The following is a 23,612-nucleotide window of genomic DNA, read 5'->3' as shown; positions in this document are numbered from 1 at the left end:
ATCCTCCTTGGTAATGTCGCGCTTGGACCGATCGCGTCGAGACTATCCGAATGCAGCTTATCTATACAAGCATGTACATCATGGCTGTAGTGCGCCATGCGGAACTTGTCAGAGCGGCAGCGCATTGGCCGACATCGGACCGGACTACGCGGTTCGCCCCAGCCCATCTGGAGTTCATCGGGAGGGATAGATGAAGCGCGCAGTAGACCACGACGCGATGAGCGTGGTTGGCTATACCACCCCCTGGAGTGCCAAAGCAGGCCAGCGGATCAAGCTCAGCCTGTCATGCGATCGGCCGATAAAGGCCACACGAATTTGCCGGCTCGACAAGCCGGCTCCGGAATTTCTCGCCTGGCCCATCGAAACGGTAGGTGAAGCACGGCGTCGGCATTTCGACCAAGGGTCGTTCCTGTTCGTGCGAGCCGGCGAACTGGCCAAAGTACAAGCCGTCCACGTCATACGTTTTGAGCTGTTCCTCACGCGCAGCGAAGGTGCGCGCACGATCCTGGAGGCAGGCGCCCTCGGGCTGCGCCTCCGCGACGGCGCATTTGTCGTGAAAATCGGTGACGAAACCTTTGTCGAGAAGAAGGCGCCAACTGGTGTGTGGCTCACCGTCGAGTTGGACCTGCGGCAGGAACAATCGCGTCTGCGCATCAAATCCCACGACCGTCTCGCGCCTTACGAACTCCATGAAGGTTTTGGCGGCCCGGCGCGGAACCTCCAGGCGCACGGCATCCATTTCGGCGCAAGTGCCACCAACCACGAACCTACCCTCAACGCGAAATTTGCTGCGATCCGGCTCGACACCCCACACGGGACCATTGCCTGGGATTTCCCGACGCTGTTACCAACGCAGCCGATCCTGTCGTCGGGCGGAGCAGATCCGTTGCTCCTCGACGTGATCAATCAGCCAGCCTTCTGCGTGACTTCGGCACGCTGGGACGGATCGAGCTTCGAGCCTCGCTTGGTGCCGTCGCACTACGACGCTATCCATTGCCACGACGACGATATCGGCCCGCTTGAGTGGCCGGCATCGCACCGCGCGACGATCCCTGAAAACGCACACCCAGGCGTCTACGCGTTCCAGGTCGAATGGGAGGGTGGCTACGAACGCGTGGTGTTCTTCGTCACCTCTTCACAGGTTTCGTCGCCGCTGTTGTATCTCGTGCCGACGGCGACCTATCTCGCTTACGCGGACGAATGTCTCCCGGATCATCTTTATGAATGGAAAGGCGACGACCGCGGACATCGCTTCGCGATCGCCAACAATCTGAAATCCCTTTACGACTACCATTCCGACCTTAGCGGTGTTTCCATTTGCTCCTACAAAAAGCCGAAAGTGACGCTCAGGGACGATTACGATTATCCGCTCTGCGGCTGCCCACACAATTTGCCGGTCGATCTGCATTTCCTCCGATTCTGCCACGACAATGGAATCGTGTTTGACATCCTGACCGATCACGATTTGCACGAATGCGGCATAGACGGTTTGCGTCGACATCAAGCCGTCGTCACCGGCAGTCATCCCGAATATATGTCGATCGAGATGGAGCAGGCGCTGCGGCAGTTTGTAGCCGAAGGCGGCAGCATCGCCTATCTCGGCGGAAACGGCTTTGCTGCCACTGTGGCTTTCAAGGACGATCTGATGGAGTTGCGGCGCTCGCCGCTGGAGGCCGGCCGCACCTGGGACGGCCCGGTCGCCGAACAGGCGCTGTCGATCACCAACGAACCAGGCGGCTATCTCCGCTGCCGCGGCCGAGGCGAATTCTCGCTGATCGGCAGTGCAATCTCATTGATGGGTTTCGATGGCGCACGCCCCTTCACGCGCACTGAGGAAAGCCATGAAGCAGGATGCGCATGGCTGTTCGAAGGCGTTGAAAATGCGACCTTTGGCACGGACGGCATCGTGCTGGGCGGTGCCGCGGGCTACGAAGTGGATGCGACGGACCCAGCCCTCGGCACTTCCGCTGACACCGTCGTGATCGCGCGTGCGACGGGATTTCCCGACAGCTTCTTTCAGGATCCGACGCGCTGGTACGAGGGCGGGGATAGGCAATGCATCGCCCGCCGCTGCGCCGAAATGACCCTGCGAAAGCTCGCAGCAGGCGGCTTGATCTTTTCCGCAAGCTCGGTTGCCTGGTGCGGCGCGCTGCCAGCCGCAGGCGCCATGAACGATGTCGGCAGGATCACGCTCAATCTGCTTACCCGCCTCGGCGCCACGAAAGGAGAACCGGCCGAGAAAAATCGATAAGCTGATTGGCGCCGTTACGGAAAGACCCGTATCCGTTTTTGGGAGTCAAATCAGTCGGCGTGCACCGGCTTCGTCTCACATGCCTCTCGCCACCTGGCGGACGGCAGTTGCCTCAGCCGCAACCTTCAGGTGCGCTGCTTTGACAAACGGCGCTGAACCAGAATTTGGCGCGGCATCAACGACACCCTCGCCGACTAGGCAAGGAAGCTCGGTATCCCTCTTCGGCGGCGTGCAAGCGTTGTCGGACTATCCCGCAACGAATTGTCGGAACTGACCGATCTGGCCCGTCCTTCGGTCTCACCAGCGCTAGGAAGAAGCGATGAGAGACCTGATCTTGAAGATGTCCATATCGATCCGTGACCTGGATGGCCGAAACACATGGATGTTCGGCGCCGATCAAGAGGCGAAGGCCTGGGGCGTAGAGTTCATATGGAACTCGAGCCTGCACATCATGGGCAGCCGCAGCTTCCGTGACATGGCCGCCTGGTGGCCGATCTCCTGCGACCAGTTCGCGGCGCCGATGAACCAGATCCCCAAGGCCGTCTTCTCACGACGGGGACCGGAGATCCTGAGGGAGGTGAGCAAGTCGGCGGCGCTCGATGAGGCTCGCGCCGTCAACGCGGGAACCGGTCAGCCGGCAAAGTTACAGCCCGGTGGTGAAAGTTGGGCGGAGGCCTATGTGGCGAGCGGTGACTTGGCGGAGGAAGTCGCGAAGTTGAAAGCCCAAGAGGGCAAGCCGATCATCGCCCACGGCGGAGTGAGCTTCGCCCGGAGTCTCGTCGCCCAAGGACTGGTCGACCAGCTCGCCCTGACGGTGGCCCCCGTGGCGCTGGGCAAAGACCTGCCGCTGTTCTCCGAACTGGTCGCGCCGATGTCTCTCAAGCTGGTGAGCTCGAAAGCCTTCCCGGGGGGCGCGGTGGCGCAGATTTACCGGCCAACGTGAACACGTCAGAGAATGTGTGCAGCCAACGAACCGACGAAGTGAGGGCGAGGTATAAATGAATGCGATCCCTTCGGATCGTCGTCGATCGATAGGAGCCTGTGCATGGCGAAGCTTGTGTTCGGAATGATGCAGTCGCTCGACGGCTATGTCGCTGGCGCCGAGGGCGGGCCCGGGCTGCCGATGCCGGGCGAGGCGCTCCATCGCCACTTCAACGCCCATGTGCGCGGGATCGCCGGCAGCCTCTACGGCCGGCGCATGTACGAGGTAATGCGCTATTGGGACGAGGATCAGCCGGGACAGGACCAGGTCGGGCGCGACTTTGCGGCGGCCTGGCGGGCGCAGCCGAAATGGGTCGTCTCTCGCACCCTGAAGTCGGTCGGGCCGAACGCCACGCTGGTGGACGACGATCTCAAAGGGTTCGTTAGGGCGCTTAAAGCCGAACACGAGGGCGAGATCGAAGTCGCCGGACCGGAGCTTGCGGGTAGTCTGACCGAGCTTGGCCTTATCGATGAGTACCGGCTCTACTTCCGTCCCATCGTGCTTGGTCGCGGCAAGGCATTCTTCGCCGGCCCCCGGCCACCGCTGCGTCTCGTGGCCAGCGACCGGGTTGGCGAGGACGCGATCAGAGTGACGTACGTTCCCGCCTGATCATAACCCACCCGACATCCTAATGTCCGTCGGATCGAATTTGAGCTCATTCCCTCTCGATCGTTTTGAGCCATGGTAACGCGAGGAGGCGGCAGCACAAACTTTTCTGCACGCCCTAAAGAACCGACTCTGCGATCCGTCAGAAATCTGCGCTCTTGATTTCAAAAGGGAATTTCGGCGATTCGGGATCAGCTCGGTTTCGGCGACTATCGACAACAATCGGTCGATTTTCGACAGCCGCGCCGCAACAAGCCGCGACCCACTGGGGACCAAAAAAAGGACCGTCAAACACGGCCGAACGGTCCGCACGGTAGCGCCCGGCATTCGCTCGTCGCCGTGGCGTGCCTCACTTGCCGTATGACGCAAGGAACACCCGCACGCCGGCCGCGGCGTGCCGTCGAAGCTTCGCCGGTTTCGGAATCGACTCGTCACCCAACAGCATGGCCCTGTTCAATGGCTCGCCCATAATCAACCAATTGAACTGGGAAGCGGCGACGGCCGGATCATCGATCGCAAGCAGGCCGCGATCAGCCAAGCGCTCGAACAACACTGCCATCGCCGCAATTGCGCGCCCGGGTCCGCCATCGAAGAGCGCCTTTGCCAGTTCTGGGAAGCGGCCGACCTCGCCGATCACCAGACGGCGCAGCTGCATGACACGCGGCGTGAGCACCACGGTAAGCTGTCGGTACGCATAGCGCTGAAGATATTCGGCAACATCCTCGCCCTCAGCGAGGTCCGGCATTTCACTGTGGACCCGATCGCTGGCTCGATTGGTCACGCTGCTTACGATCTCCACGAACAGCGTCTCCTTGCCTGGAAAATTTTTATAGACGGTCTGCTTCGACACCGCCGCAAGCGCTGCGATCTCATCCATACTGGTGGCCAGATAGCCTTTTTGCAGAAACACCTCTGTCGCCGCATCGAGGATGGCCCGCCGCTTTTGTGCCGATCGGCCCTGCTCGTCGAGTTCTTGTGAAACACCTGCTGAGGGCGTCCTGGTCATGCCCCTGGCGCCTGCGCTGCTAATTGACTCATAGTACTGGACCGTCTAGTTTGATTTGAGCCGGGATGCAATGGGGAGAGATCGACAATGCACATCCAGTTCGCGGAGCTTCCGGTGTTCGACCAGGAACGCGCCAAGGCATTCTACATCGATCACCTGAACTGCCGCGTCGTCGCCGATCAGCCAATGGGCAATGATGGGTGGCGATGGATCGAACTCGGATTTCCAGGTGCCGAAACCACCCTCCACTTCCTAAGGCGCAAGGACGAAACACCATCTGAGGAGCCCGTCCTCGTGCTGGTTGACAACGAAATCGAAGTCACCGTTCAGAGACTCAAATCGCGAGGCGCCGAGATCATAGCAGAACCGCGCCTTGCGCCATGGCAACCGGGGCGCTCGATCGCGGAATTTCGGGACAGCGAGGGCAATCGCATGATGATCACCAGCAGATGACGCACTCACCTATCATGACCGCAACTTGCTCTTGCGGTGGCGTCGAACTCAAAGCCTTTGGCAGGCCGATCGTGAGCAGTGCCTGCTACTGCGACGACTGCCGGAAGGGAGCTGATCAGATCGAAGCTTTGCCAGGTGCTGGCGCCATACGCGATCCCGATGGCGGCACCGCATACATCCTCTATCGAAAGGACCGCATCGAGTGCTCCAAGGGGGCCGAATTGCTGAGGGGTTACAAGCTTAAGGAAACTTCAGCCACGAATAGGGTCATCGCCATGTGCTGCAATTCAGCGATGTTAATGAACTTCGATAGAGGTCCGCATTGGGTCTCGGCATACAGAGCGCGGTTTCACGGAGAACTCCCGCCACTGCAGCTGCGGATTTGCACTAAGTTCAAGTCGGACAGCGATGTCATTCCTGACGACGTGCCGAGCCACCGGGGTTATCCTCTAGGGTTCGTCGTTAAACTTTTGGCATCGCGCGTGGCGATGTTGCTAGGTCGATAAACCGGCCGCCAGCCTGCGCGATAAGACATTCAGATAGGTGCGCAAATCGGATACAGCCTTGCCGCTCAGGGTTCAGGCCTGAACGAATTTCTGTAGGCGATCCGCCACGATCAGCCCTGCCCGGCTGTTCAAGTGCACGCCGTCGGTGTGAAATAGCCAGCCATTTACGCGGGCGACATCATCCGGACGCTGCAGCACCAGTACGCGAAAAGCATCGCGATAGAATGGAAGAAAGTTGAACGCCGTGTAGGCCCGGCCAGGCGAGGCGCGAACCGCCTCGGTGAGCGCCTCATGGAGCGGGACATAGCCGCAGCGTTCCTCGTGCGCGATGGCCGCCACGATCGCAGAATATTCCTTGATCCGCCGGTTGAGCTCGCTCTGGAACGGGTCGTCCGAATCCGGCGCTTCTCCTATCGGAGGGAGCGAGCAAAGGCCGATGTCCGCCGCCGTCTCGCGCTTCAGCCTGCGTGCTATCTCGGCCAGATTCTCGTGGAACCAATCGGGCGAAGGCGTGCGGGGCAGACGCTTCCAAAACGTAAAGAATCGCCGCACTTTGCGTGACACGAGCGTGAGAACATCATTCCCGCCGACCCAGACGATGACCTTGTCGGGACGACAGGCGAGCACATCCGGCAACCGCTGCAGCGCGTTGTAGGCCAAGTCGCCGCCGACGCCAAAATTCCGGAACTCAAATTGCCCGTTGCCCGGCCGCCGGCGGAGCTCCGCGATCCAATCGAATGCCTGGCCCTTGCCCGCCGTGCTGCTCGATCCGAGGCACGCCACGATTTTTCGTTGAGAATTCACCAGCGTGACTCCGCCAAGCCAGAGTGAGAAATCGTCGCCTTATGCTCTTCCCAAAACGGCTGGCCAAGGCGTGAGCGTCAAGTCGGACTCCGAGGCGTTTCCAACGACCCACGGGCAGGCATAATAGTCTTCGATGCGGTCGATGACGCGACCGGCGACATGGACACGAACCGGCCACGCGACCTGCCACTGGTCGCCTCGCTGGAAAAGCACGAGGAGGACGGGTTCTCCGTCGATCGTCCCCAACTCCATGGTCCACGTCTCCGGGTTTCGCTCGTATTCGACGAAATAGGGAGAGCTTCTGAGCAGGCCGTCATAGCAATCGGCGACCCGCAACCGGGCATCGGCGCTGGTCAGGCCCCGCACGCCATCCCAGTCATGGCGGTTGAAGAGGTCAACATAGCGCTGCAAGAGCCGCGCGGTGTCGGGATCCAGCGGGCGGCTCGGTTCACCGACAGGTTCCGCGGGCAAGCCGGCGAGCTTCGCACGTCCACGGGAGAGCGCGGATTTGACGCCGCCAACCGTCGAGCCCACGAGTTCCGCGGTCTCTTCCAGCGAATAGTCGAACACATCCTTCAGGAGCACGCAGGCGCGCTCCTTGGGCGGCAGGTGACCGACCAGCCGTTCGACGGCGCGATGGGCATCAGTGGTCGCTGGCTCTGCAGCGATGACGCCGATGTCGTCCGAATAGGCGCTTTCCGCTCGCTCGCGCGCATGGCGCCGCCTCACAAAGTCAATGCAGCGATTGTGAGCGATGCGAAACAACCAGGGTTTTAGCCTGCGGGGATCATCGAGGGTCTCGATCTTCGTGTAGGCCTCGAACAGCGTCTCCTGCATGAGATCCTCGCCGTCGAGCCGCGAGCCGGTCATGCGAGTGCAATAGCGATGCAGTTGCGCGCGGACGCCCCACACTGTCTCGAGGAAGGCTCGATACTGCGCGTCGAACAGGCCGGTCGGTCGCTCGGGCATGTCCTTCAGCTGCCACATCTTGGTTTCAATTTGCCAGTCATGCGACCTCCTGACCTTCAGCGCGTATTGCCGCGGTTGCGGCCAGACCAAGCTTGGGGCGAACCCATTGTGCCAACCGCGCGATCGCGTCGTCGGCTTCGGGAGCACGCCCAGCCATCATCTGGAACGAGTGCAGCATCCCCGGAAATACGTCCAGGCGCACCTCGACGCCGGCGGCCCTCGCACGGTCGGCGAGCGCTCGGCTGTCGTCCACGAGGGTTTCGTCTTCGCCCGCCTGCAAATAGATCGGCGGCAGGCCCTTGAGATCGGCAAAGATCGGGCTGGCGAGCGGACGTCGGACATCGACCCCACCGAGGACTTGCGACGCGAGCATGTCCACGCTGGCCTTCTGGAAGAAGGCGTCCTTCTCGCGGTTGCTTTCGTAGGAGTGCCCGCTCGCCGACAGATCATACCAGCCAGAGATGCTGAGGATCGCGGCCGGCAGCGGCCGTCCCGCATCGCGGAGTTTCATCGCCGCCGCAACGATCAGGCCAGCACCAGCGGAATCGCCTGCAGCTATGGTGTGCTTCGGCGCGACACCTTGCTCGGCGAGCCATTCGAACGCGGTCACGGCCTGCTCGATTTGGCGCGGAAACTTGCTCTGGAAAACGTAGTCGTACGTAGCGAGCAGAGCGTAACAGCCGATCGCCTTAGCAAGGTGTCCGACCATCTTGCGATGGGTCCAGATCGATCCGCCGACATAGCCACCGCCGTGCAGGTAAAGCATGACCCGGTCTTTGGCCGCCGTTTTTGGCTGAACCCACAGCGCGGTCTTGTCGCCGACGTTCGTCTCGACGTAATCGACGCCGCCCGGTTCTGCCGTCAAAACGGACCACTCGGATGCTTCCTGTGGCGATTCTCGACCGCTGCGAAAAGCCTCCGCGAGCGTTTCGTAGTGTATCTTGTTCGCTAGGCTCTGCTTGCTGTTCATTTGTCACGCTCCAATTCGTCCAGGAGGGCGATGTCAAGGATGACCGTGCCCATGAACAGCTAAGACGGATGAACCCAGCGAAAGGATACGTGGCCGGCAGATGCAACGCCTCGCCGGTGGCAGTTGCCGCGGACCCCGGTTGTCAAACCCAGCAAGGCTAGGCTGCTCCACCCTTCTCTGTGGGACGTTCGTTCCAGACATTCGCCGATCGGCCAGATGCTTCGTCTATGCCGTCGCCGGGTGGCCGGGGGCTGGGACTATTGACTATTATTGCCGAGCCAACATCGCCTTAAACATGCTGCTCTATCCTCTTCTACTCCGCAGTACTCCTTGTCACTCCCACTCGATTGTGCCTGGCGGTTTGCTCGTCACGTCATAGACGACGCGGTTGATGCCGCGCACCTCGTTGATGATGCCGGTGGCGGCGCCGCCCAGGAATGCCATGTCGTGACGATAGATATCCGCGGTGCTGCCATCTACCGATGGTGACGCTTTCGGCGCGTATGGGCGTACATACCGATAAGGGCAGCGGTCACGAGCCGCTGCCCCCACGGGCATTGCTCTACCTGCGCCCTTCAAAGAAAGGGAGCATTGTGACGGGGCTTAGCTATAGATGCTGTAGCATTGATCTAATGCGATTTATCGCAGCATCGACACCTTGCCTAGGCAGACTTTCAACCTTGTAAAATGAAAGGAACGTAAGCGAGGCTTGAGGAGCACAGGTATTCAGAATAGCTGTCTTGAGAACACGCCGCACTGGCCGCCTGAGGATCAGCCAATCGACCCACCAAGGTGAGCCCAAAGTGGTTATTGCAACCACCTTCCTTAACTGGCGAAGTCGCGGTTGTATGGCACCAAGATCGGCTGCGTGATCGTATGCAATACCAGGCACCCATACCCTGTCGAACCAGCCCTTCAATATAGCTGGAGGTCCGAACCACCACGTGGGAAAAATCAAGACGATAGTCTCGGCCCAGAGAAGATCCTCAATCTCTTTAGCTACCTCTGTAGTCTCGAATCCGGAATAGTAGCTCGCGCGCTCCGCCGGTGTAAGAGCCGGGAAGAAGCCAGATCGATACAGATCAACATGTCGGCACTGGTGTTTCGCATCCATCAGGGTGTCGATGGCTGCGTTCGAAAGCGTTTGGCAAAGGCTTGGATTGAGTGGATGAGCCGTGACAATCAAACATCGCATACCAATATTTTGAATCCTCCCCAATTTGGTTGCGCTGCGCGTCATCATTCGTGCGGCGCGGTGCTCGGGCAAAGCTTCTCATGCCAATCATGGATTTCGAAATAGCTGTACGCGCCACAGTCTTCAAAGAGCAATTGTTTTTCGACGCCGAGAATGGCCCTTCTACAGCGGTACGCTCGAGACAGCGCCATCGGCGACCTGCCAGCCGTCAGTCGCGCGATATGGACAGCCCCGCGAGAAGCGGAGCGTACGCGGCTAGCCTGCGGGATACGAACTCCGTGAAGAGCCGCACGCGCTTCGTCTTGCGTGTCTCCCCCACCGTGAGAAGCCAGAGCGTTCCGTACATGTGCAGGTCGGTGCCCGGCACCCTCACCAGTAGGGGGTCGGCATCTCCGACGAAGCAGGGCAGTGTCGTGATCCCGAGCCCTTGCCGTACAGCAACGATCTGCGCCTCGGCGTCCGTGGTCCTGAAGGGAACCCCGGTGGTGCGAACCTCACCCTCGCTGGCCCATTCCGGAATTCCATGAATGCTTATGACGATCCACCGGATGGGATCAGGCGCGCCCGCACGCCACGCGGCTAGTCGATCGCAGGACATGTAGATGCCGCCGAACAGCTCCGGTCCCTTCAGGCCGTGAAGATTGAGCGGCAGGGTTTTGCGGTCGTAGACGACGCGGATCGCGACGTCGGCCTCTCGGTTGGTCAGATTTGCCAGCTCGCCGGACGACAAGATTTCCATCTCGATGTCCGGATGCAGACGCGCGAAATCGGCGAAGTCCGGCATGAGCAGATGTGTCGCGAGGGGCGGCGCCAGCGTCACCCGCAGAAGCCCGCGAACGCTCTGGTCGCGCCCCAAGACGCGCGTCTCCAGCTGGTGCGACGACGCTTCCATCTGGTTCGCGAGCTCGAGGACCTCCTCGCCCGCAGCCGTCAGGCGGTAGCCCGAAGGCAGCTTTTCGAACATGTGCGCCCCGAGGCGTTCCTCGAGCTGGGCGATGCGTCGCAGCACGGTCGAGTGATTCACCCCGAGGCGCTCGGCGGCGGCCCGCACCGAGCCTCCGCGCGCGACAGCAAGAAAGTAGCGAACGTCATCCCAGTCGATCATGGTGCAATCCCGCACCGCGCGGTGCGCCTTCCAAAGCCCGTATCTAACACATCGAACAGCAGTACGGGCGTTCATCATAGCCTATGTCGACGAGTGCGGCCCAATTCCGAACGGCGGACACCGATCGTCGCGGCTGGCGTCAGTTGTCCAACCGGATCGATTTCGCACCACCGATGTGCGCGCTTCCGCACTCAACAACTGACGCCGGCGGACCCATTTCGAGGCTCTCGGGGGCAGATGCTGTCCCGACACCACGAAAGGAGAAGTCATGGGAAAGCTTGAGGGTAAGGTTGCAGTCATCACGGGTGGATCGAGCGGCATGGCGCTGGCGAGCGCCAAGCGGTTCGTTGAAGAAGGCGCCTATGTTTTTATCACGGGCCGGAGACAGGAGGCGCTGGACGAGGCCGTCAAGCTGATCGGCCGGAACGTGACCGGCGTGCGCGGCGACGCGGCCAATCTCGACGACCTCGACCGCCTGTTCGATACAGTCAAGCGGGAAAAGGGCAGGATCGACGTCCTGTACGCGAGCGCCGGCACAGGCGAAGCCGTCCCACTGGGCGAGATTACCGAGCAGCACTTCGATGCGGCCTTCGGCCTGAATACGCGCGGCACGCTGTTTACGGTTCAGAAGGCGTTGCCGCTGTTCAACGATGGCGGATCGATCTTCATGACCGGGTCAGTTGCTTCGGTGAAAGGTTTTCCTGGTTACAGCGTGTATGCGGCGAGCAAGGCGGCGCTGCACGCATTCGCACGCGGGTGGCTCAACGAACTCAAGGGCAGGAATATCCGGGTGAACGTGCTGCACCCGGGGCCGATCGCCACACCGATGCAGGACCAAGTCCTCACCGAGGAGGCGAAGCAGATGTTCGAATCCCTGATCCCGCGGGGAAAGATGGGGCGTCCTGAGGAAATTGCGACGGCCGCGCTGTTTCTTGCTTCCGACGATTCGAGCTTCGTGAATGGGGTGGAGTTATCCGTCGATGGCGGCTTCTCGGCCATCTGAAATCGCGCCGGATCGCGGGAAGCGGCTGACCGGCGGGAACTAGCGTGTCCATGGTGGAACGACCACGCAAAGGTCGCCACACAGCGCAACGAATAACCCAGCGCCGTTGAAGGCCGGGGAAATCAATACCAACACGGATCGGAGAAGATCATGAGCTACGCAATTGTAGGATTCGCTAAGATAGGTCAGGCCCTCGCCCACGCCTTCGCCCGTAGAAACATCGACGTGGCCGTCGCGAGCCGCCGGCCGCCCGAGGCGTCGGCGCCGCAGGCTCGGGCGATTGGACCCACGGTCGTCGCCAAGTCGCTGCGGGATGCACTCGAGGCCGACACAATCATCTTGGCGGTCCCGTTCGGGGAGCATCGCGAGGTTGCGAAGGCTCTGCCGAGCTGGGAAGGCAAGACAGTCATCGACGCGATGAACGCGTTTCCAGTGCCTGAAGAGCTGGACGGCCTCCCGTCCTCCGCCTTCGTCGCGAAGGCGTTCACCGGCGCCAAGTTCGTGAAAGGTTTCAATCACCTGGTTGCGGCCACCCTGGCTGCCGATCCGATCGTCGAGGGCGGCCACCGGGTCGTCTTTCTGTCGAGCGACGACGAGGACGCGATCGCTCCCGTGGCGGCCTTGGCCAAACAACTCGGGTTCGCACCCGTCAAGCTGGGAAAGCTCAACGAGGGTGGCGCGCTGGTGCACGCGCGCGGCCGCACTTGGGGCCAGCTCATCTTCCAGGATTTGTTCAAGAAGGAGCAGTAATCGATGTACGACCATGTGACTTGGCCCGAGCGATATGATCCGAAAACGTCGGCCATCTACGCACTCAACGACATTGACGTGAAGGCGCCGCCTGAAGCGGTCTGGAAGCTGCTCGTCGAAGCCGAGAATTGGTCGAGCTACTTTCCCGCCGAGGATCAGGTCAAGATTCTGACGGGGGAGCCGGAACTGGCGCTCGGAACGCGATACAGCCGTGTGACGGTTGGATTTCCGATGAGTCTGGTCGTGACGGAATGCGAGCCCCTTCGCAGGCTCGCATGGGCGACGACAGTTGATGGCGACGAGACCGGCTCAAGCGCATACCATGGCTGGGTCATCACGCCTACGGACCATGGCTGCCATGTGCTGACCGAGGAAACGCAGCAGGGCCCCTTCTTCCTCGATGAACTCGGGCGCAAACATCCCGGCGCACTCTACCGGTATCACCAAGACTGGGTCGAAAGCCTCGCCCACGCAGCGGAGGCGGAAACAGCGAAGACGACAGTGGATTGATTGCGCTTCCTATTTAATTTTGGAGATGAATGAGATGAATATCGAACTCAAAGGCCGCAAGGCCATTGTTACCGGATCCACCGCCGGTATCGGCCGCGCGACGGCGGAGGGGTTGGCGCGTGCCGGTGCATCGGTCGTCGTCAACGGCCGTGGAAACGCTCGGGTCGATGAGGCGGTGCGGCAGATGCGGCAGGCCTTCCCCGGCAGCGACATCTCGGGTATCGCCGCTGATCTTGCGACAGCGGAGGGGGCAAAGGCCTTGATCGCGCATGCGCCGGACGCCGATATCCTTGTGAACAACGTCGGTACAGCACACATCCGGAGCTACAACGGCGTCGAGGATATCGCAAATATCCCCGATGAGGACTGGCTTGACCTCTTCCAGTTGAACGTAATGAGTGGCGTGCGCGCGAGCCGTCATTACCTGCCGCGGATGGTGGCGAAAGGCTGGGGCCGCGTCGTGTTCATAAGTAGCGAATCCGCAGTCAACGTCCCTAAGGAAATGCTCGACTATGGCATGACCAAGACCGCTCAACTCGCGGTCTCACGCGGGCTTGCCGAGGCGGTCGCGGGCACGGGCGTCACCGTCAACGCCGTCCTGCCGGGACCTACCCGCTCTGAGATCCTGGGCAACTTCATGGCGAAACAGGCTGACGCAAATGGAATCACGCAGCACGAAGCCGAGCAGGGCTTCCTGCAGGCGATGCGTCCGACGAGCCTCATCCACCGCTTCGCGACCACCGATGAGGTGGCCAACATGATCATCTACACCTGCTCGGAGCAGGCTTCGGCGACCACCGGCGCGGCTTTGCGGGTGGATGGTGGCGTGGTCCGCTTCGTCGCGTAGCAGGACGACCAAATTGTTCCGTTCGCCAACTCGGGTCCGCTATCGGCCAAGCTGCTGAAGCATGGCACGCTTAAGTCTACAGGGATCTGCCGCACGGCATGCGCACGATCCACGCATTGCGGGAGCACTCTGAAACTATGCGAGGCACGAGAACGTATTCAGCTACGGCGCCGTCCCCGCTGTGCTCGGCGGCCGTGCGCTCGTCTCGTTGGTCCCGCCCCGGGGCTTAGACCATGATACAAATCCACGGAACATGATGTCTATTGTCCGAGGAATTGGATCGGCGCTCCAATCCCAATCCAAAGCATGTGCTGTGAACGGCGCGGTGTATCGATCCCTTTGAGCATCTCTACATATAATCGAAGGTCTATCGCCGACCTGCAAAACGGCTGCTTGTTCTTGCAGAATCGCCCGCGAACTATCGCCTTCTATCGTTGACCAACAATTTCCGAATATATCCGACAGTACTCCAACCTACTCTACCGCACGCCCCCTCACTCCCACTCGATTGTTTTAAGTGATCGTAACGCATTGAATTCCACGCACAAATTCTTTCTGCACGCAATGAAGAACCGTCTCCCCGATCCGTCAGAAATTTGCGCTCTTGAATTCAAAAGAGAATTTCGGCGATTCAAAATCGGCTCGGTTTCAGCGACTACCGGCATCGATTGGTCGATTTTCGACATTCTTTAGCTGTGCCTTCACGATCCCGTCGGCAAAAAGACCGTCACGGCTCGCAAGAGCCTGAACGACACGCAGTTCCTCTCATGCCTTGATCCGTCCCGGACTTACGCCTTGGCGGCGTTCTGTGCAGCCTCGAATACACCGCGTGCGGACGTCGTACCCGCTACGTGCTCCGTAAGCACGTGCACCAACGTTTTCGAGTGTCGTGCAAACGCTGTACCCCGCCATCAAAGCCTCTAGCTCGCTAATGGCGGCTTCCAAGCCAGAAGGGACATCAATCTGACCGGCCAAAGACGCCCCGCTCCACCGAGCGGGGGCGTCTCCCCTGTTAATCCCTGTCAGCTTGCCGGATTGCGTGCCATGACGATCCACGCCGCGCCGTCGATCATCACCGACCGCTCGCCGGGGAGGCCCGCGAAGGCGGCACGAACCGCGGCCGAGGCGCGGGCGCGGATGTCGTCGGGCTGATCAGCGAGAGCGCGCGACAGCGGGCCGACCTCGAGTGTCATCTCCACCGCGTCGTCGATCGCCGCGTCCCGCGTCCCCCCTCGCCGAACGGGATGGAGGCATCGAATGGCGCGATAGCGACATCGGTGAAGCCAGCCGCCGTTAAAATACGCGCCACCCGCCCCTGGTCGCCAAACGAGAACGGGCCGGGCGCTTCGGGATCGGGCGGCGCCGTCGGCGGGACGATGCCCTTGATCGCGCCCATCGGCAAGCGCACCCAATCGTTCTCGGCCATGCCGCGCCAGCTGACGAAAGCGACCCGCGCGCCAGGCTTGAGCGCACGGCGCATATGAGCGAACGCCGCCGTAGGATCGTCAAAGAACATCACTCCGAAGCGCGAGAACAGGATGTCGAACGCGCCCTCGGGCAACGCGGTGCTGCTGGCGTCGGCCACCTGGAACAGGGCCGGCGTATCCTGCGGCGCTAGCGCGCGCGCTCTGCCGATCAGCGGTTCGGATATGTCCACGCCTAGCACATGGCCCCCCGCGCCGACGCGGGCGGCCAGATCCAGACTAGACGCCCCCGCGCCGCAGCCGACGTCCAGCACGCGTTCGCCCGTGGCGGGCGCGGCTTCGATCGCGGCCTGGCCGAACACCGCCATCATGGCATCGAGCCGGGCCTGGTAAGCGACCCAGCGCTCCCCGCTTTGGCCATTCCAGTCGGCTACCTGATAAACATTTTTCTCTGCCATGCCATATCCTTGTTCTGATTCTTTCTTTGCTAGGCTCTCCCCTCAGGGGAGAGGGGGCCCGCGTTCCGTGGCACCGGCCCGCAACCTTCAGAATATGATAGCCCGCGGCAACCGGAGAAGGGAATCTGTGCTCTCAAACCAGCATCGACTGCTGGGAGAAGATGCCCGCCATCGCGCCGTGCGATGATGCCGTGGTGACCGAGGGCATGAGGGGGTTGGCGAGGTCGCCGGCGGCGTAGATGCCGGGCATGCTGGTTTCGCGGCGCTCGTCGACCTTGAGGGCGATGCCGAGGGGCGTATCGACCGTGGCGAGGCCCAGCGATTCATGCAGGCTTGCGGACGGCTTGTTGCGCGGATGCGCGAACAGGATGTCGACCGCGACATTGGGGCCGGTATCGAGATTGACGGTGGCGAGATGGCCCCCGTGATGGGCGATCTCGGTGATCCGGCCATCGACGACAGGTATGTTACGACGCGCGAGATCGGCCCGGATATCGGGCGGAATGTCGTGACCATCGGCGAAGAGCGTCAACCTGTCGGTCCAATCGTGGAACAGCCTGACAGACTGGTGCGACTGCGGGCCGGACCAGACGAGGCCCCAATGCTGGCCGGCGGCTTCAAAGCCGTCGCAATAGGGGCAGGGCACGATGGACGTGCCCCAGCCTTCGGCAAAGCCCGGAACATCAGGCATCTGGTCGGCGACGCCATAGCTCAGGATCAGGCGGCGCGCCCCAAGGCTTTCGCCATCGCCAGTGAGGACGGAGAAATCGTCGACGGCGCCGGAGACGCTGTCGGCCCGGGCATTGACCAGCCTGATCGTGGGATAGCGCGCCAGCTGCTGCCGCGCCTCGGCCAGGATGTCCAGCGGTGGCTTGTGATCGTGGCCGAGCAGACCATGTGAATGGCCGGCGAAGCGGTTGCGCGGCAGGCCGGTATCGAGAACGGTGACCTTGCGGCGGGCACGGCCGAGCTGCAGGGCGCCGGCGAGACCGGCAAAGCTGCCGCCGATGATGATGACGTCATCCATGGTGATGGGCTCCGTGTCGTGGATGGAGGGGGTTGGGCTGGGCCTGGCGCGCAATATCGTCCACCGATACGCGCTCGACACCGGCAGCTAGCAGGGCTTCGGCCTCTGCGAGAAAGTCGCCCATCTGTGTTGACCGGCCGGACAATGCCGCATTCGATATCGCCGGGCGGCCCGGGGAAACTTGATTTGGACAACAGGTTGAAACCTACCCACGGGCTTGCACATTTCCGATACTACATGGTATCGTAATGCATGAATTAGGATACTGTCAAGTACTGGAATTGTCGTGACCGTAAACAGCCAGGGCCGGCGCGGCCGGCCCGCCAACGAGGCGCTTGGCCAAACGATAGTCGACGCCGCGTGCGAACTCTTTGTGGAATTGGGTTTTCAAGCGACGACATTGGACAAGGTCGCCCAGCGGGCGAAGATATCCAAGCTCAGCATCTATCGGCACTTCGAGAACAAGGAGGCGCTGTTCAGCGCGGCCATCGCGACCCGCTGCCATCAGTTTGCACCACAGGCCCTTTTTGAAGGCGTCGACGGTTCGGCCGAAGATCAGCTCATGGCGGTGGGATCATCCCTGCTTCGCACGCTGTTGAGCTCGGACGTCCGCAGTGTCGAAGCCATGATCATGGCCGACAAGACGAATCAAAGGTCGTTAAGCAAGCTCCATTACGAAGCCGGCCCCGCCCATGTCATCGCCCAAATCGAGGCCCTGTTGCGTCAGTTGCACGCGAAGGCGGTTCTGAACGTGCCCGATCCTCTCCGGTCCGCCCGCTTGTTTGCCGCGCTTTTCAAAGGATCCGATCTCCCGATTATCGCACGCTTCGATCAGGCGAGAGCAGAGGACGACAACGAAATCGAATCCTATTGCCGGTCGGCCGTCGCCATGTTCATCGCCGCGCACGGTGGCAACGACCACGCGGGCGGATAAGCATTTGATTGCTCCGGGCAGCTTGGCCGGGACCGTGGTCCAGGCGCTTCGTTATATTGGGCCGGCGTTATATTGGGCCGGCGCGCGCGGCCGAGCTTGCACAGATCGCGGCACCTCATCTTTCTCCCAACGATAAAAAGACGCTCGCATCTACCGCGGTCCAAGCTCCCGCCTGGATGCGGTCGACGCTTCTCTCCATCGCAGATCCGGCAGCAGTCGGGACAACATTTGATAGGTGATGCGACGGTGCCATCCGACGATATGCGATCGGGTCCGGAACATCGATCGGTACCGCAGCCAAAGCTGAAACTATGTATGTCGATAACTAAAGTACCGTCAGCGCGGAAATGTCATGCTACGGGGCATTTTCGTTATATATTTCAAAGCGTTGACACACAGAAAAAGTACCGTCAAACCCTAAAAACGAATGACGGTACTTTTTAGAATGCTCTGTCGGATACGAAAAACACCGTCAAAAGTACCGTCAGAGTGATCTGCTACAAGCTGCGAGCCGCGCCAGGCGCTCCGATAAACTTAACGATTTCAATGACTTGATAGGTTTGTCAATTCCATTGATAATGTGCCCTGGCTAGCAGTCTGCCCTGCCCGCAAATCATTGTATTTTCTGCGAAATTCTACGCTAGAGCCGCCTATCATCGCCGTTTCCCTCACTCCCACTCGATGGTGCCTGGCGGTTTGCTCGTCACGTCGTAGACGACGCGGTTGATGCCGCGTACCTCGTTGATGATGCGGGTGGCGGCTGCTCCCAGGAATGCCAGGTCGTAATGGTAGAAGTCGGCCGTCATGCCGTCGACCGAGGTGACGGCGCGCAGCGCGCAGACGAACTCGTAGGTGCGGCCGTCGCCCATCACGCCGACGGTCTGCACCGGCAGCAGCACGGCGAAGGCCTGCCAGATGGCGTCGTAGAGGCCGGCCTTGCGGATCTCGTCGAGATAGATGGCGTCGGCCTCGCGCAGGATCTCCAGCTTTTCGCGGGTGATGCCGCCCGGACAGCGGATGGCGAGACCGGGACCGGGGAACGGATGCCGGCCAATGAAGCTGTCGGGCAGGCCGAGCTCCTTGCCGAGCGCCCTCACCTCGTCCTTGAACAATTCGCGCAGCGGCTCTACCAGCTGCATGTTCATGCGTTCGGGCAAGCCGCCGACATTGTGATGCGACTTGATGGTCACCGACGGGCCGCCGCTGAAAGAGACGCTTTCGATGACGTCGGGATAGAGGGTGCCTTGTGCCAGGAAATCGGCGCCGCCGAGCTTCTCGGCCTCCTCCTCGAACACTTCGATGAACAGCCGCCCGATGGTCTTGCGCTTCTTCTCGGGGTCCGACTCGCCCTCGAGCGCGCCGATGAAACGGTCCGAAGCGTCGACCAGGATCAGCGGCAGATTGTAATGCTGGCGAAACATCTCCACCACGCCTGATGCCTCGTCCTTGCGCATCAGACCGTGGTCGACAAGGATGCAGGTCAGCTGGTCGCCGACCGCCTCGTGGATCAGCAAGGCCGCGACCGAGGAATCGACGCCGCCCGACAGCGCGCAGATCACCTTGCCCTTGCCGACCTGCTTGCGGATCGTCTCGACCGCGTGCTCGCGGTAGGCGCGCATCGTCCAGTCGCCTTCGATGCCGGCGATGTTGTGGACGAAGTTGCGGAGCAGCCTGGCGCCGTCCGGCGTATGCACCACTTCGGGGTGGAACATGAGGCCGTACATTTTGCGCTCGACATTGCCGAAGATGGCGAAGGGCGAGCCCTCCGATTTTCCGAGCACCTCGAACCCCTTGGGCAGGGAGATGACCCGATCGCCATGGCTCATCCACACCTGATGGCGCTGGCCGGGCGCCCACAGGCCCTCGAACAACGGGCTGTCCTTGGCGATCTCGACGAAGGCGCGGCCGAATTCGCGGTGGTCGGAGCTTTCGGCGACGCCGCCCATCTGCACGCACATCGCCATCTGGCCATAGCAGATGCCGAGCACCGGCACGCCGGCATCGAAGACGATCTGCGGCGCGCGCGGGCTGCCGATGTCGCCGGTCGAGGCCGGGCCGCCGGACAGGATCACCGCCCTCGGATTGATGCGCTTGAACGCCGCCTCGGCCGACTGGAAGGGCACGATCTCGGAAAAGACGCCGGCCTCGCGGATGCGGCGGGCGATCAGCTGGGTGAACTGGCTGCCGAAATCGACAATCAGGACGGTGTCGGGATGATTGGCTGTTTTCATGGCGAGCGTTTAGAGAAAGAAACGAGTCGGCGCAATGGGTTGTGAGGTCGCGCTTTCACTTCGATTCCGGTGTGTCGTCCTCAACGCCAGAGGCTTTGTCCAATGCATCAGTTTGCGTTGTATCGAGTGACCGCAATGCGCCCATCAGCGCCGCGAAACGCTCGTGACCAAGGCGGGCAACATAGCTCCGTTCGATCTGCAGCTTGATGCGGTCGCCATCGCGCAGGGCGTCCAGGCCCTTGCGGGTGTAGCGCACAAGCTTGCCGCGACCGTCTTGCGGATCGGGCAGACGCTGCAACACACCTTCCGTCTCCAGGCCATCGAGCAATTGCTGAATCGCCTGCTTTGAGATCGCCGAGCGCTCGATCAGCGCCGACTGGCGCATGCCGCCGCGCGGGATGTGTCCAAGCAGGCCGGCACGCGCTTCGGTGAACCAGTGATGGCCGGCAGCGCGCATCGCAGCGGCGAACTCGGTCTGCCAGGCGCGGCTCGCCTGCCACAGCCGCCAACCTATGTGATCCGGCAGCGCTTCAGGTTTTTCGTCAAGGCCCTTGACCAAATTCTTCTCGCCCGATACATAGTCAAGCATCTTGACTACTAGTTCACTCTAAGTGGCGATGCCGGTCAAGGCAATCGGCGACTTCAATTCAGGAGGAAATCATGGCAGCACTTCAGAAGGAAACCCTTGCAATGCTCGTTCCGGGCATGACCCATGTGTTGGAACGAAACGGCAAGGAGGCTTACGTCTATTTTGAAAGCGAGGGTGCCGCGCACATGCTGCTCGACGATGGCGAGGCGCGAAGCGGGCGCTGGCGGATGCTCGATGACGGTTATGTCGCCGACTGGGACACCGGCGCGACCGGACGCTGGACCCTCGATCACGAGCCCGGGTCCGTCACTTACATCAATCGCGACAACGCCGATCGCTTCAGGATGATCGGCGTGCTGTTCGGCAACGCTAAGAACCTGCCGCCCCAACAAGCTTGAAGTCGATTGCGCCGGAGGCGATCGCCTGTTCCAGCAGCTGAACCGCCGCGGCCAGCTTCTCGTCGATGACGTGCAGATATTCGGTCCAGTCGCCGACATGTCTGAGATCGGCTGCCCCGTCGGAAATGCCGCGCAGGCCGATAAGCGGCACGTCGAACAGCTGGCAGGCGCGCAGGCAGGCGAAGGTCTCCATATCGACCATGTCGGCGGCGATCGCGTCGTAGGCGGCGCCGGTGACTATTGCCGCCCCGGTGGACAGCGCCGCCGGCCTGATGCCTGGTATCCTGAACGGCAGCGGCACGCTGACAGGCAGGTCGAGGAACGGCGTGGCGCCCTTCTCGAACCCCAGGGGCGAGGCGTCCATGTCGCGGTAGGCGACTGAAACGGCCTGGTAGATTTCCGTCTGCTCCAGCGTCCGGCTGCCCGCCGACCCGAGCGACACGACGAGATCCGGCAGCGCCATCCCGGCATGCAGCCGGGATAGTTCGGCGCCGAGCCCGATACCGGCCTCGACCGGTCCGACGCCGGTCATCAGCGGCGTGAACAGCCGCTGCAGGTGTGGACCGTATTCGGCCTCGGCAGCCATGACGAAGAGAACGGATCTGCCGGAGATCGGGGTGAGCTCACCAGGTGTCTTGCCGGCCATGATCGTCCATCCTCCCCTGCCCGTTCCTCAGCCCTCGATGCCGTCGCGGCCGAGCACTGTCATCATCGTTCCGGTCATCGTGGCGATCAGCTTGGCCTCGCCGTCGACGGCGAACGCATAGGCCTGGCCGTCGGCGACGATGATGGTGCGGCCGGGCTTGGTAACCGAGCCGCGAAACAGGAAACGCTCGCCCCTGCCCGGCGCCAGCAGATTGACCTTGAACTCGATGGTCAGCACGCCGGAATTTTCCGGCATCAGCGAGAATGCCGCATAGCCGCAGGCCGAGTCGAGAGCCGTCGAAATGACGCCGGCATGGAGAAAGCCGTGCTGCTGCGTCAGCGCCGCTGAATAGGGCATTTCGATCTCGATGATGCCGGGCGTCACCAGCGTCAGTTCGGCGCCAATGGTCATCATCGCGTTCTGGCGCGCGAAGGACGTCCTGACGCGGTCCTCATAATCGGGAGCAGGAACGATCTTTGCTGCCATGGCCGTCGCCCTTCGTTTCTCGGCAAATCTTATTGCAAAGGCATTTATCGCAGAGGGGTGGGCGGCAGGCAATCGCAAATGCTGCACTGCAGCATTCGGCTTAGCCCTGTATCGATGGCAACGATTCAGCCGGCCCGCCGCAGCGCGCAGAAGTAAAAGCCGTCGGTGCCGCTCAGCAATGGCGACAGCGAAATGCCGCCCGCAGCGCCAATGCGCATTGCCGCTTCGCGGCCCGCAAAACGGCTGTCCCAAAGCTGGCGGTGATCGACCGGGACAAAATCGGGATGGCGGTCCCGGAACGCCGAAACCTGGTCGCCATTCTCCTCGTCGAACACCGAACAGGTGATGTAAACCAGCAGGCCGCCGGGTTTGACGAAGTCCCTGGCGGCATCGAGGATCGTCTCCTGCTCGCCCTTGCGGGCGTCGAGCTGTCTTTGCGTCAACCGCCATTTAGCATCCGGCCGGCGCCGCCAGGTGCCGCTGCCGGTGCACGGCGCATCGATCACGACGATATCCATGTGCTTGCCGAGCGGCGCCAGTTCGGCCGGCTTGGTGACGATCTGCACATTGCGGTTTTCCGAACGGCGGATGCGGTCGAAGATCGGCGCCAGCCGTGCCTTCTCGGCATCGTGGGCGAATATCTGGCCGCGATTGTCCATCGCCGCGGACAGCGCCAGCGTCTTGCCGCCGGCGCCGGCGCAAAAATCGAGCACCTGCATTCCAGGTTCGGCGCCGGCCAGTTCGGCCGCAATCTGCGAACCCTCGTCCTGAACCTCGAACCAGCCTTTCTGGAAGGCCGGCTCGGCCTGCACGTTCGGGTGCCTGCCGTCGCCCTCGATCGGTGGGATGCGGATGCCGTGCGGCGCGATCCGCGCAGGCTTGGCGCCGGTCTCCGCCAGTTCGGCCAGCACCTTGCCGCGATCGGCCTTCAGCGTGTTGACCCTGAGGTCGAGCGGCGGGCGCGTCGCCAGCGCGGCACCCTCTTCCACCCAGGCCGTGCCGAACGCCCGTTCGAACAGCGGCATGCACCAGTCGGGGATGTCTGCCCTGACGGCCGGCCGCGCATCGGCAAGCCGGCGACCGCCGAGCGTTTTCAATTCGTCGGCGGTAAGCAGCGGCGGCGCGAACTTGTCGCCCTCGAGCGCCTCGTTCAGCGACTGCGCCGTCTGGCCCCATTCGAGCAGCAGCGCGCCGAAGCCGATGGCGCGCGGTGTGTCTTCGCCCAACAGCCAGCCGGCCGAGCGCTTGCGGCGCAGCGCGTCGTAGACGATGTTGCCGATCGCGGCGCGGTCGCCGCCGCCGGCGAAGCGGTGCGACAGGCCCCAGTCCTTCAGCGCATCGGCCACCGGCCGGTGGCGACGGCCAATTTCGTCAAGCACTTCAATGGCTGCCGCCAGCCGCCCGCCCAGTCTCATTGTCGTCTTCCATTACTCAGTAAATTAATTCCGGCCCTGCTCTTAGA

At 61.8% G+C, this 23,612-nt stretch carries 23 protein-coding genes and 3 pseudogenes; 12 read left to right on the top strand and 14 right to left on the bottom strand.

Annotated elements, in window-relative coordinates; genetic code table 11:
- Positions 1 to 190 precede the first annotated feature (190 nt).
- The 3 genes from NKJ55_RS17625 to NKJ55_RS17615 all read left to right on the top strand — a co-directional run bounded on the left by NKJ55_RS17625 (position 191) and on the right by NKJ55_RS17615 (position 3,842).
- On the top strand, positions 191 to 2,251 hold the full coding sequence (locus tag NKJ55_RS17625) for a N,N-dimethylformamidase beta subunit family domain-containing protein (protein ID WP_352451000.1): 2,061 nt from the start codon (positions 191 to 193) through the stop codon (positions 2,249 to 2,251).
- 319 nt (positions 2,252 to 2,570) lie between these two features.
- Positions 2,571 to 3,194 (top strand): dihydrofolate reductase family protein, encoded by a 624-nt coding sequence (locus tag NKJ55_RS17620; RefSeq protein WP_352450999.1) that lies wholly within the window; start codon positions 2,571 to 2,573, stop codon positions 3,192 to 3,194.
- Positions 3,195 to 3,296: 102 nt separating this feature from the next.
- On the top strand, positions 3,297 to 3,842 hold the full coding sequence (locus NKJ55_RS17615) for a dihydrofolate reductase family protein (protein WP_352450998.1): 546 nt from the start codon (positions 3,297 to 3,299) through the stop codon (positions 3,840 to 3,842).
- A gap of 346 nt (positions 3,843 to 4,188) precedes the next feature.
- Here the strand turns inward: NKJ55_RS17615 and NKJ55_RS17610 are convergent, their stop codons facing one another.
- On the bottom strand, positions 4,189 to 4,845 hold the full coding sequence (locus NKJ55_RS17610) for a TetR/AcrR family transcriptional regulator (RefSeq protein ID WP_352450997.1): 657 nt from the start codon (positions 4,843 to 4,845) through the stop codon (positions 4,189 to 4,191).
- Between the two features lie 87 nt (positions 4,846 to 4,932).
- On the opposite strand from NKJ55_RS17610, the gene NKJ55_RS17605 reads away from it, so the two are divergent.
- Together NKJ55_RS17605 and NKJ55_RS35650 are read left to right on the top strand one after the other, a co-directional pair.
- Entirely contained in the window at positions 4,933 to 5,298 is a 366-nt protein-coding gene (locus tag NKJ55_RS17605) for a VOC family protein (RefSeq protein WP_352450996.1), read from the top strand.
- Positions 5,226 to 5,804: a GFA family protein gene (locus NKJ55_RS35650; protein ID WP_502904486.1), complete on the top strand. Its 579-nt coding sequence runs from the start codon at positions 5,226 to 5,228 to the stop codon at positions 5,802 to 5,804. Before NKJ55_RS17605 ends, NKJ55_RS35650 begins: the two co-directional genes overlap by 73 nt.
- Before the next feature lie 72 nt (positions 5,805 to 5,876).
- On the opposite strand, the gene NKJ55_RS17600 is transcribed toward NKJ55_RS35650, so the two are convergent.
- From NKJ55_RS17600 to NKJ55_RS17575, 6 genes and pseudogenes are all read right to left on the bottom strand, one after another.
- On the bottom strand, positions 5,877 to 6,587 hold the full coding sequence (locus NKJ55_RS17600) for an SGNH/GDSL hydrolase family protein (protein ID WP_352450995.1): 711 nt from the start codon (positions 6,585 to 6,587) through the stop codon (positions 5,877 to 5,879).
- Between the two features lie 60 nt (positions 6,588 to 6,647).
- Positions 6,648 to 7,595, bottom strand: a complete 948-nt coding sequence (locus tag NKJ55_RS17595; protein WP_352450994.1) for an RNA polymerase sigma factor — start codon at positions 7,593 to 7,595, stop codon at positions 6,648 to 6,650.
- A gap of 19 nt (positions 7,596 to 7,614) precedes the next feature.
- On the bottom strand, positions 7,615 to 8,547 hold the full coding sequence (locus tag NKJ55_RS17590) for an alpha/beta hydrolase (RefSeq protein ID WP_352450993.1): 933 nt from the start codon (positions 8,545 to 8,547) through the stop codon (positions 7,615 to 7,617).
- Positions 8,548 to 8,880: 333 nt separating this feature from the next.
- Positions 8,881 to 9,048 (bottom strand): annotated as a pseudogene (locus NKJ55_RS17585) (GMP synthase (glutamine-hydrolyzing)); the annotation flags it as partial.
- Between the two features lie 106 nt (positions 9,049 to 9,154).
- Positions 9,155 to 9,742, bottom strand: a complete 588-nt coding sequence (locus tag NKJ55_RS17580) for an NAD(P)H-dependent oxidoreductase (protein ID WP_352451024.1) — start codon at positions 9,740 to 9,742, stop codon at positions 9,155 to 9,157.
- A gap of 208 nt (positions 9,743 to 9,950) precedes the next feature.
- Complete coding sequence (locus NKJ55_RS17575; protein ID WP_352450992.1) at positions 9,951 to 10,847, bottom strand: LysR family transcriptional regulator; 897 nt, start codon at positions 10,845 to 10,847, stop codon at positions 9,951 to 9,953.
- Positions 10,848 to 11,115: 268 nt separating this feature from the next.
- Between NKJ55_RS17575 and NKJ55_RS17570 the strand changes: the two genes are divergently transcribed.
- The 5 genes and pseudogenes from NKJ55_RS17570 to NKJ55_RS17550 all read left to right on the top strand — a co-directional run.
- A complete protein-coding gene (locus NKJ55_RS17570) occupies positions 11,116 to 11,850 on the top strand; it encodes an SDR family NAD(P)-dependent oxidoreductase (protein WP_023676197.1) in 735 nt (244 codons plus the stop codon).
- A 150-nt stretch (positions 11,851 to 12,000) separates the two neighbouring features.
- Entirely contained in the window at positions 12,001 to 12,600 is a 600-nt protein-coding gene (locus NKJ55_RS17565) for an NADPH-dependent F420 reductase (protein ID WP_352450991.1), read from the top strand.
- A gap of 3 nt (positions 12,601 to 12,603) precedes the next feature.
- Positions 12,604 to 13,110 (top strand): SRPBCC domain-containing protein, encoded by a 507-nt coding sequence (locus tag NKJ55_RS17560; protein WP_352450990.1) that lies wholly within the window; start codon positions 12,604 to 12,606, stop codon positions 13,108 to 13,110.
- Positions 13,111 to 13,144: 34 nt separating this feature from the next.
- Positions 13,145 to 13,957 carry an SDR family NAD(P)-dependent oxidoreductase gene (locus NKJ55_RS17555; protein ID WP_352450989.1) on the top strand — a complete coding sequence of 271 codons (813 nt, stop codon included), beginning with the start codon at positions 13,145 to 13,147 and terminating at the stop codon, positions 13,955 to 13,957.
- Between the two features lie 3 nt (positions 13,958 to 13,960).
- Positions 13,961 to 14,073, top strand: a pseudogene (locus tag NKJ55_RS17550) (alpha/beta fold hydrolase); the annotation flags it as partial.
- Between the two features lie 906 nt (positions 14,074 to 14,979).
- Here NKJ55_RS17550 and NKJ55_RS17545 read toward each other — a convergent pair.
- A pseudogene (locus NKJ55_RS17545) lies at positions 14,980 to 15,839 on the bottom strand (class I SAM-dependent methyltransferase).
- Between the two features lie 133 nt (positions 15,840 to 15,972).
- Positions 15,973 to 16,866 (bottom strand): NAD(P)/FAD-dependent oxidoreductase, encoded by an 894-nt coding sequence (locus NKJ55_RS17540; protein ID WP_352450988.1) that lies wholly within the window; start codon positions 16,864 to 16,866, stop codon positions 15,973 to 15,975.
- Positions 16,867 to 17,152: 286 nt separating this feature from the next.
- Between NKJ55_RS17540 and NKJ55_RS17535 the strand changes: the two genes are divergently transcribed.
- Positions 17,153 to 17,800 carry a TetR/AcrR family transcriptional regulator gene (locus NKJ55_RS17535; RefSeq protein ID WP_352450987.1) on the top strand — a complete coding sequence of 216 codons (648 nt, stop codon included), beginning with the start codon at positions 17,153 to 17,155 and terminating at the stop codon, positions 17,798 to 17,800.
- A 668-nt stretch (positions 17,801 to 18,468) separates the two neighbouring features.
- Here the strand turns inward: NKJ55_RS17535 and guaA are convergent.
- Positions 18,469 to 20,031, bottom strand: a complete 1,563-nt coding sequence (gene guaA / locus NKJ55_RS17525; protein ID WP_352450986.1) for a glutamine-hydrolyzing GMP synthase — start codon at positions 20,029 to 20,031, stop codon at positions 18,469 to 18,471.
- A gap of 55 nt (positions 20,032 to 20,086) precedes the next feature.
- On the bottom strand, positions 20,087 to 20,620 hold the full coding sequence (locus NKJ55_RS17520) for a MarR family winged helix-turn-helix transcriptional regulator (RefSeq protein WP_352450985.1): 534 nt from the start codon (positions 20,618 to 20,620) through the stop codon (positions 20,087 to 20,089).
- A gap of 71 nt (positions 20,621 to 20,691) precedes the next feature.
- On the opposite strand from NKJ55_RS17520, the gene NKJ55_RS17515 reads away from it, so the two are divergent.
- Positions 20,692 to 21,018 carry a hypothetical protein gene (locus tag NKJ55_RS17515; RefSeq protein WP_352450984.1) on the top strand — a complete coding sequence of 109 codons (327 nt, stop codon included), beginning with the start codon at positions 20,692 to 20,694 and terminating at the stop codon, positions 21,016 to 21,018.
- On the opposite strand, the gene NKJ55_RS17510 is transcribed toward NKJ55_RS17515, so the two are convergent.
- From NKJ55_RS17510 to NKJ55_RS17500, 3 genes are all read right to left on the bottom strand, one after another.
- Positions 20,990 to 21,664: a 5'-methylthioadenosine/S-adenosylhomocysteine nucleosidase gene (locus tag NKJ55_RS17510; RefSeq protein ID WP_352450983.1), complete on the bottom strand. Its 675-nt coding sequence runs from the start codon at positions 21,662 to 21,664 to the stop codon at positions 20,990 to 20,992. The genes NKJ55_RS17515 and NKJ55_RS17510 overlap by 29 nt on opposite strands.
- A 27-nt stretch (positions 21,665 to 21,691) precedes the next feature.
- Positions 21,692 to 22,150 (bottom strand): PaaI family thioesterase, encoded by a 459-nt coding sequence (locus NKJ55_RS17505; RefSeq protein ID WP_023677140.1) that lies wholly within the window; start codon positions 22,148 to 22,150, stop codon positions 21,692 to 21,694.
- A 125-nt stretch (positions 22,151 to 22,275) separates the two neighbouring features.
- Positions 22,276 to 23,565, bottom strand: coding sequence for an RsmB/NOP family class I SAM-dependent RNA methyltransferase (locus tag NKJ55_RS17500; RefSeq protein ID WP_352450982.1), 1,290 nt, complete (start codon positions 23,563 to 23,565; stop codon positions 22,276 to 22,278).
- Between the last annotated feature and the right edge of the window lie 47 nt (positions 23,566 to 23,612).

This window comes from Mesorhizobium sp. M0106 (genome assembly GCF_040322715.1).
Classification (GTDB): Bacteria; Pseudomonadota; Alphaproteobacteria; order Rhizobiales; family Rhizobiaceae; genus Mesorhizobium.
The sequence above is the reverse complement of the archived record's forward strand: the minus strand, read 5'-3'. Positions and strand labels throughout refer to the sequence as shown.

Bases quoted from the DNA above. Each gene is read 5' to 3' on its own strand.
- NKJ55_RS17625 (WP_352451000.1), top strand. From the start codon at position 191: ATGAAGCGCGCAGTAGACCACGACGCGATGAGCGTGGTTGGCTATACC.
- NKJ55_RS17620 (WP_352450999.1), top strand. From the start codon at position 2,571: ATGAGAGACCTGATCTTGAAGATGTCCATATCGATCCGTGACCTGGAT.
- NKJ55_RS17615 (WP_352450998.1), top strand. From the start codon at position 3,297: ATGGCGAAGCTTGTGTTCGGAATGATGCAGTCGCTCGACGGCTATGTC.
- NKJ55_RS17610 (WP_352450997.1), bottom strand. From the start codon at position 4,845: ATGACCAGGACGCCCTCAGCAGGTGTTTCACAAGAACTCGACGAGCAG.
- NKJ55_RS17605 (WP_352450996.1), top strand. From the start codon at position 4,933: ATGCACATCCAGTTCGCGGAGCTTCCGGTGTTCGACCAGGAACGCGCC.
- NKJ55_RS35650 (WP_502904486.1), top strand. From the start codon at position 5,226: ATGGCAACCGGGGCGCTCGATCGCGGAATTTCGGGACAGCGAGGGCAA.
- NKJ55_RS17595 (WP_352450994.1), bottom strand. From the start codon at position 7,595: ATGTGGCAGCTGAAGGACATGCCCGAGCGACCGACCGGCCTGTTCGAC.
- NKJ55_RS17590 (WP_352450993.1), bottom strand. From the start codon at position 8,547: ATGAACAGCAAGCAGAGCCTAGCGAACAAGATACACTACGAAACGCTC.
- NKJ55_RS17580 (WP_352451024.1), bottom strand. From the start codon at position 9,742: ATGCGATGTTTGATTGTCACGGCTCATCCACTCAATCCAAGCCTTTGC.
- NKJ55_RS17575 (WP_352450992.1), bottom strand. From the start codon at position 10,847: ATGATCGACTGGGATGACGTTCGCTACTTTCTTGCTGTCGCGCGCGGA.
- NKJ55_RS17570 (WP_023676197.1), top strand. From the start codon at position 11,116: ATGGGAAAGCTTGAGGGTAAGGTTGCAGTCATCACGGGTGGATCGAGC.
- NKJ55_RS17565 (WP_352450991.1), top strand. From the start codon at position 12,001: ATGAGCTACGCAATTGTAGGATTCGCTAAGATAGGTCAGGCCCTCGCC.
- NKJ55_RS17560 (WP_352450990.1), top strand. From the start codon at position 12,604: ATGTACGACCATGTGACTTGGCCCGAGCGATATGATCCGAAAACGTCG.
- NKJ55_RS17555 (WP_352450989.1), top strand. From the start codon at position 13,145: ATGAATATCGAACTCAAAGGCCGCAAGGCCATTGTTACCGGATCCACC.
- NKJ55_RS17540 (WP_352450988.1), bottom strand. From the start codon at position 16,866: ATGGATGACGTCATCATCATCGGCGGCAGCTTTGCCGGTCTCGCCGGC.
- guaA (WP_352450986.1), bottom strand. From the start codon at position 20,031: ATGAAAACAGCCAATCATCCCGACACCGTCCTGATTGTCGATTTCGGC.
- NKJ55_RS17520 (WP_352450985.1), bottom strand. From the start codon at position 20,620: ATGCTTGACTATGTATCGGGCGAGAAGAATTTGGTCAAGGGCCTTGAC.
- NKJ55_RS17515 (WP_352450984.1), top strand. From the start codon at position 20,692: ATGGCAGCACTTCAGAAGGAAACCCTTGCAATGCTCGTTCCGGGCATG.
- NKJ55_RS17510 (WP_352450983.1), bottom strand. From the start codon at position 21,664: ATGGCCGGCAAGACACCTGGTGAGCTCACCCCGATCTCCGGCAGATCC.
- NKJ55_RS17505 (WP_023677140.1), bottom strand. From the start codon at position 22,150: ATGGCAGCAAAGATCGTTCCTGCTCCCGATTATGAGGACCGCGTCAGG.
- NKJ55_RS17500 (WP_352450982.1), bottom strand. From the start codon at position 23,565: ATGAGACTGGGCGGGCGGCTGGCGGCAGCCATTGAAGTGCTTGACGAA.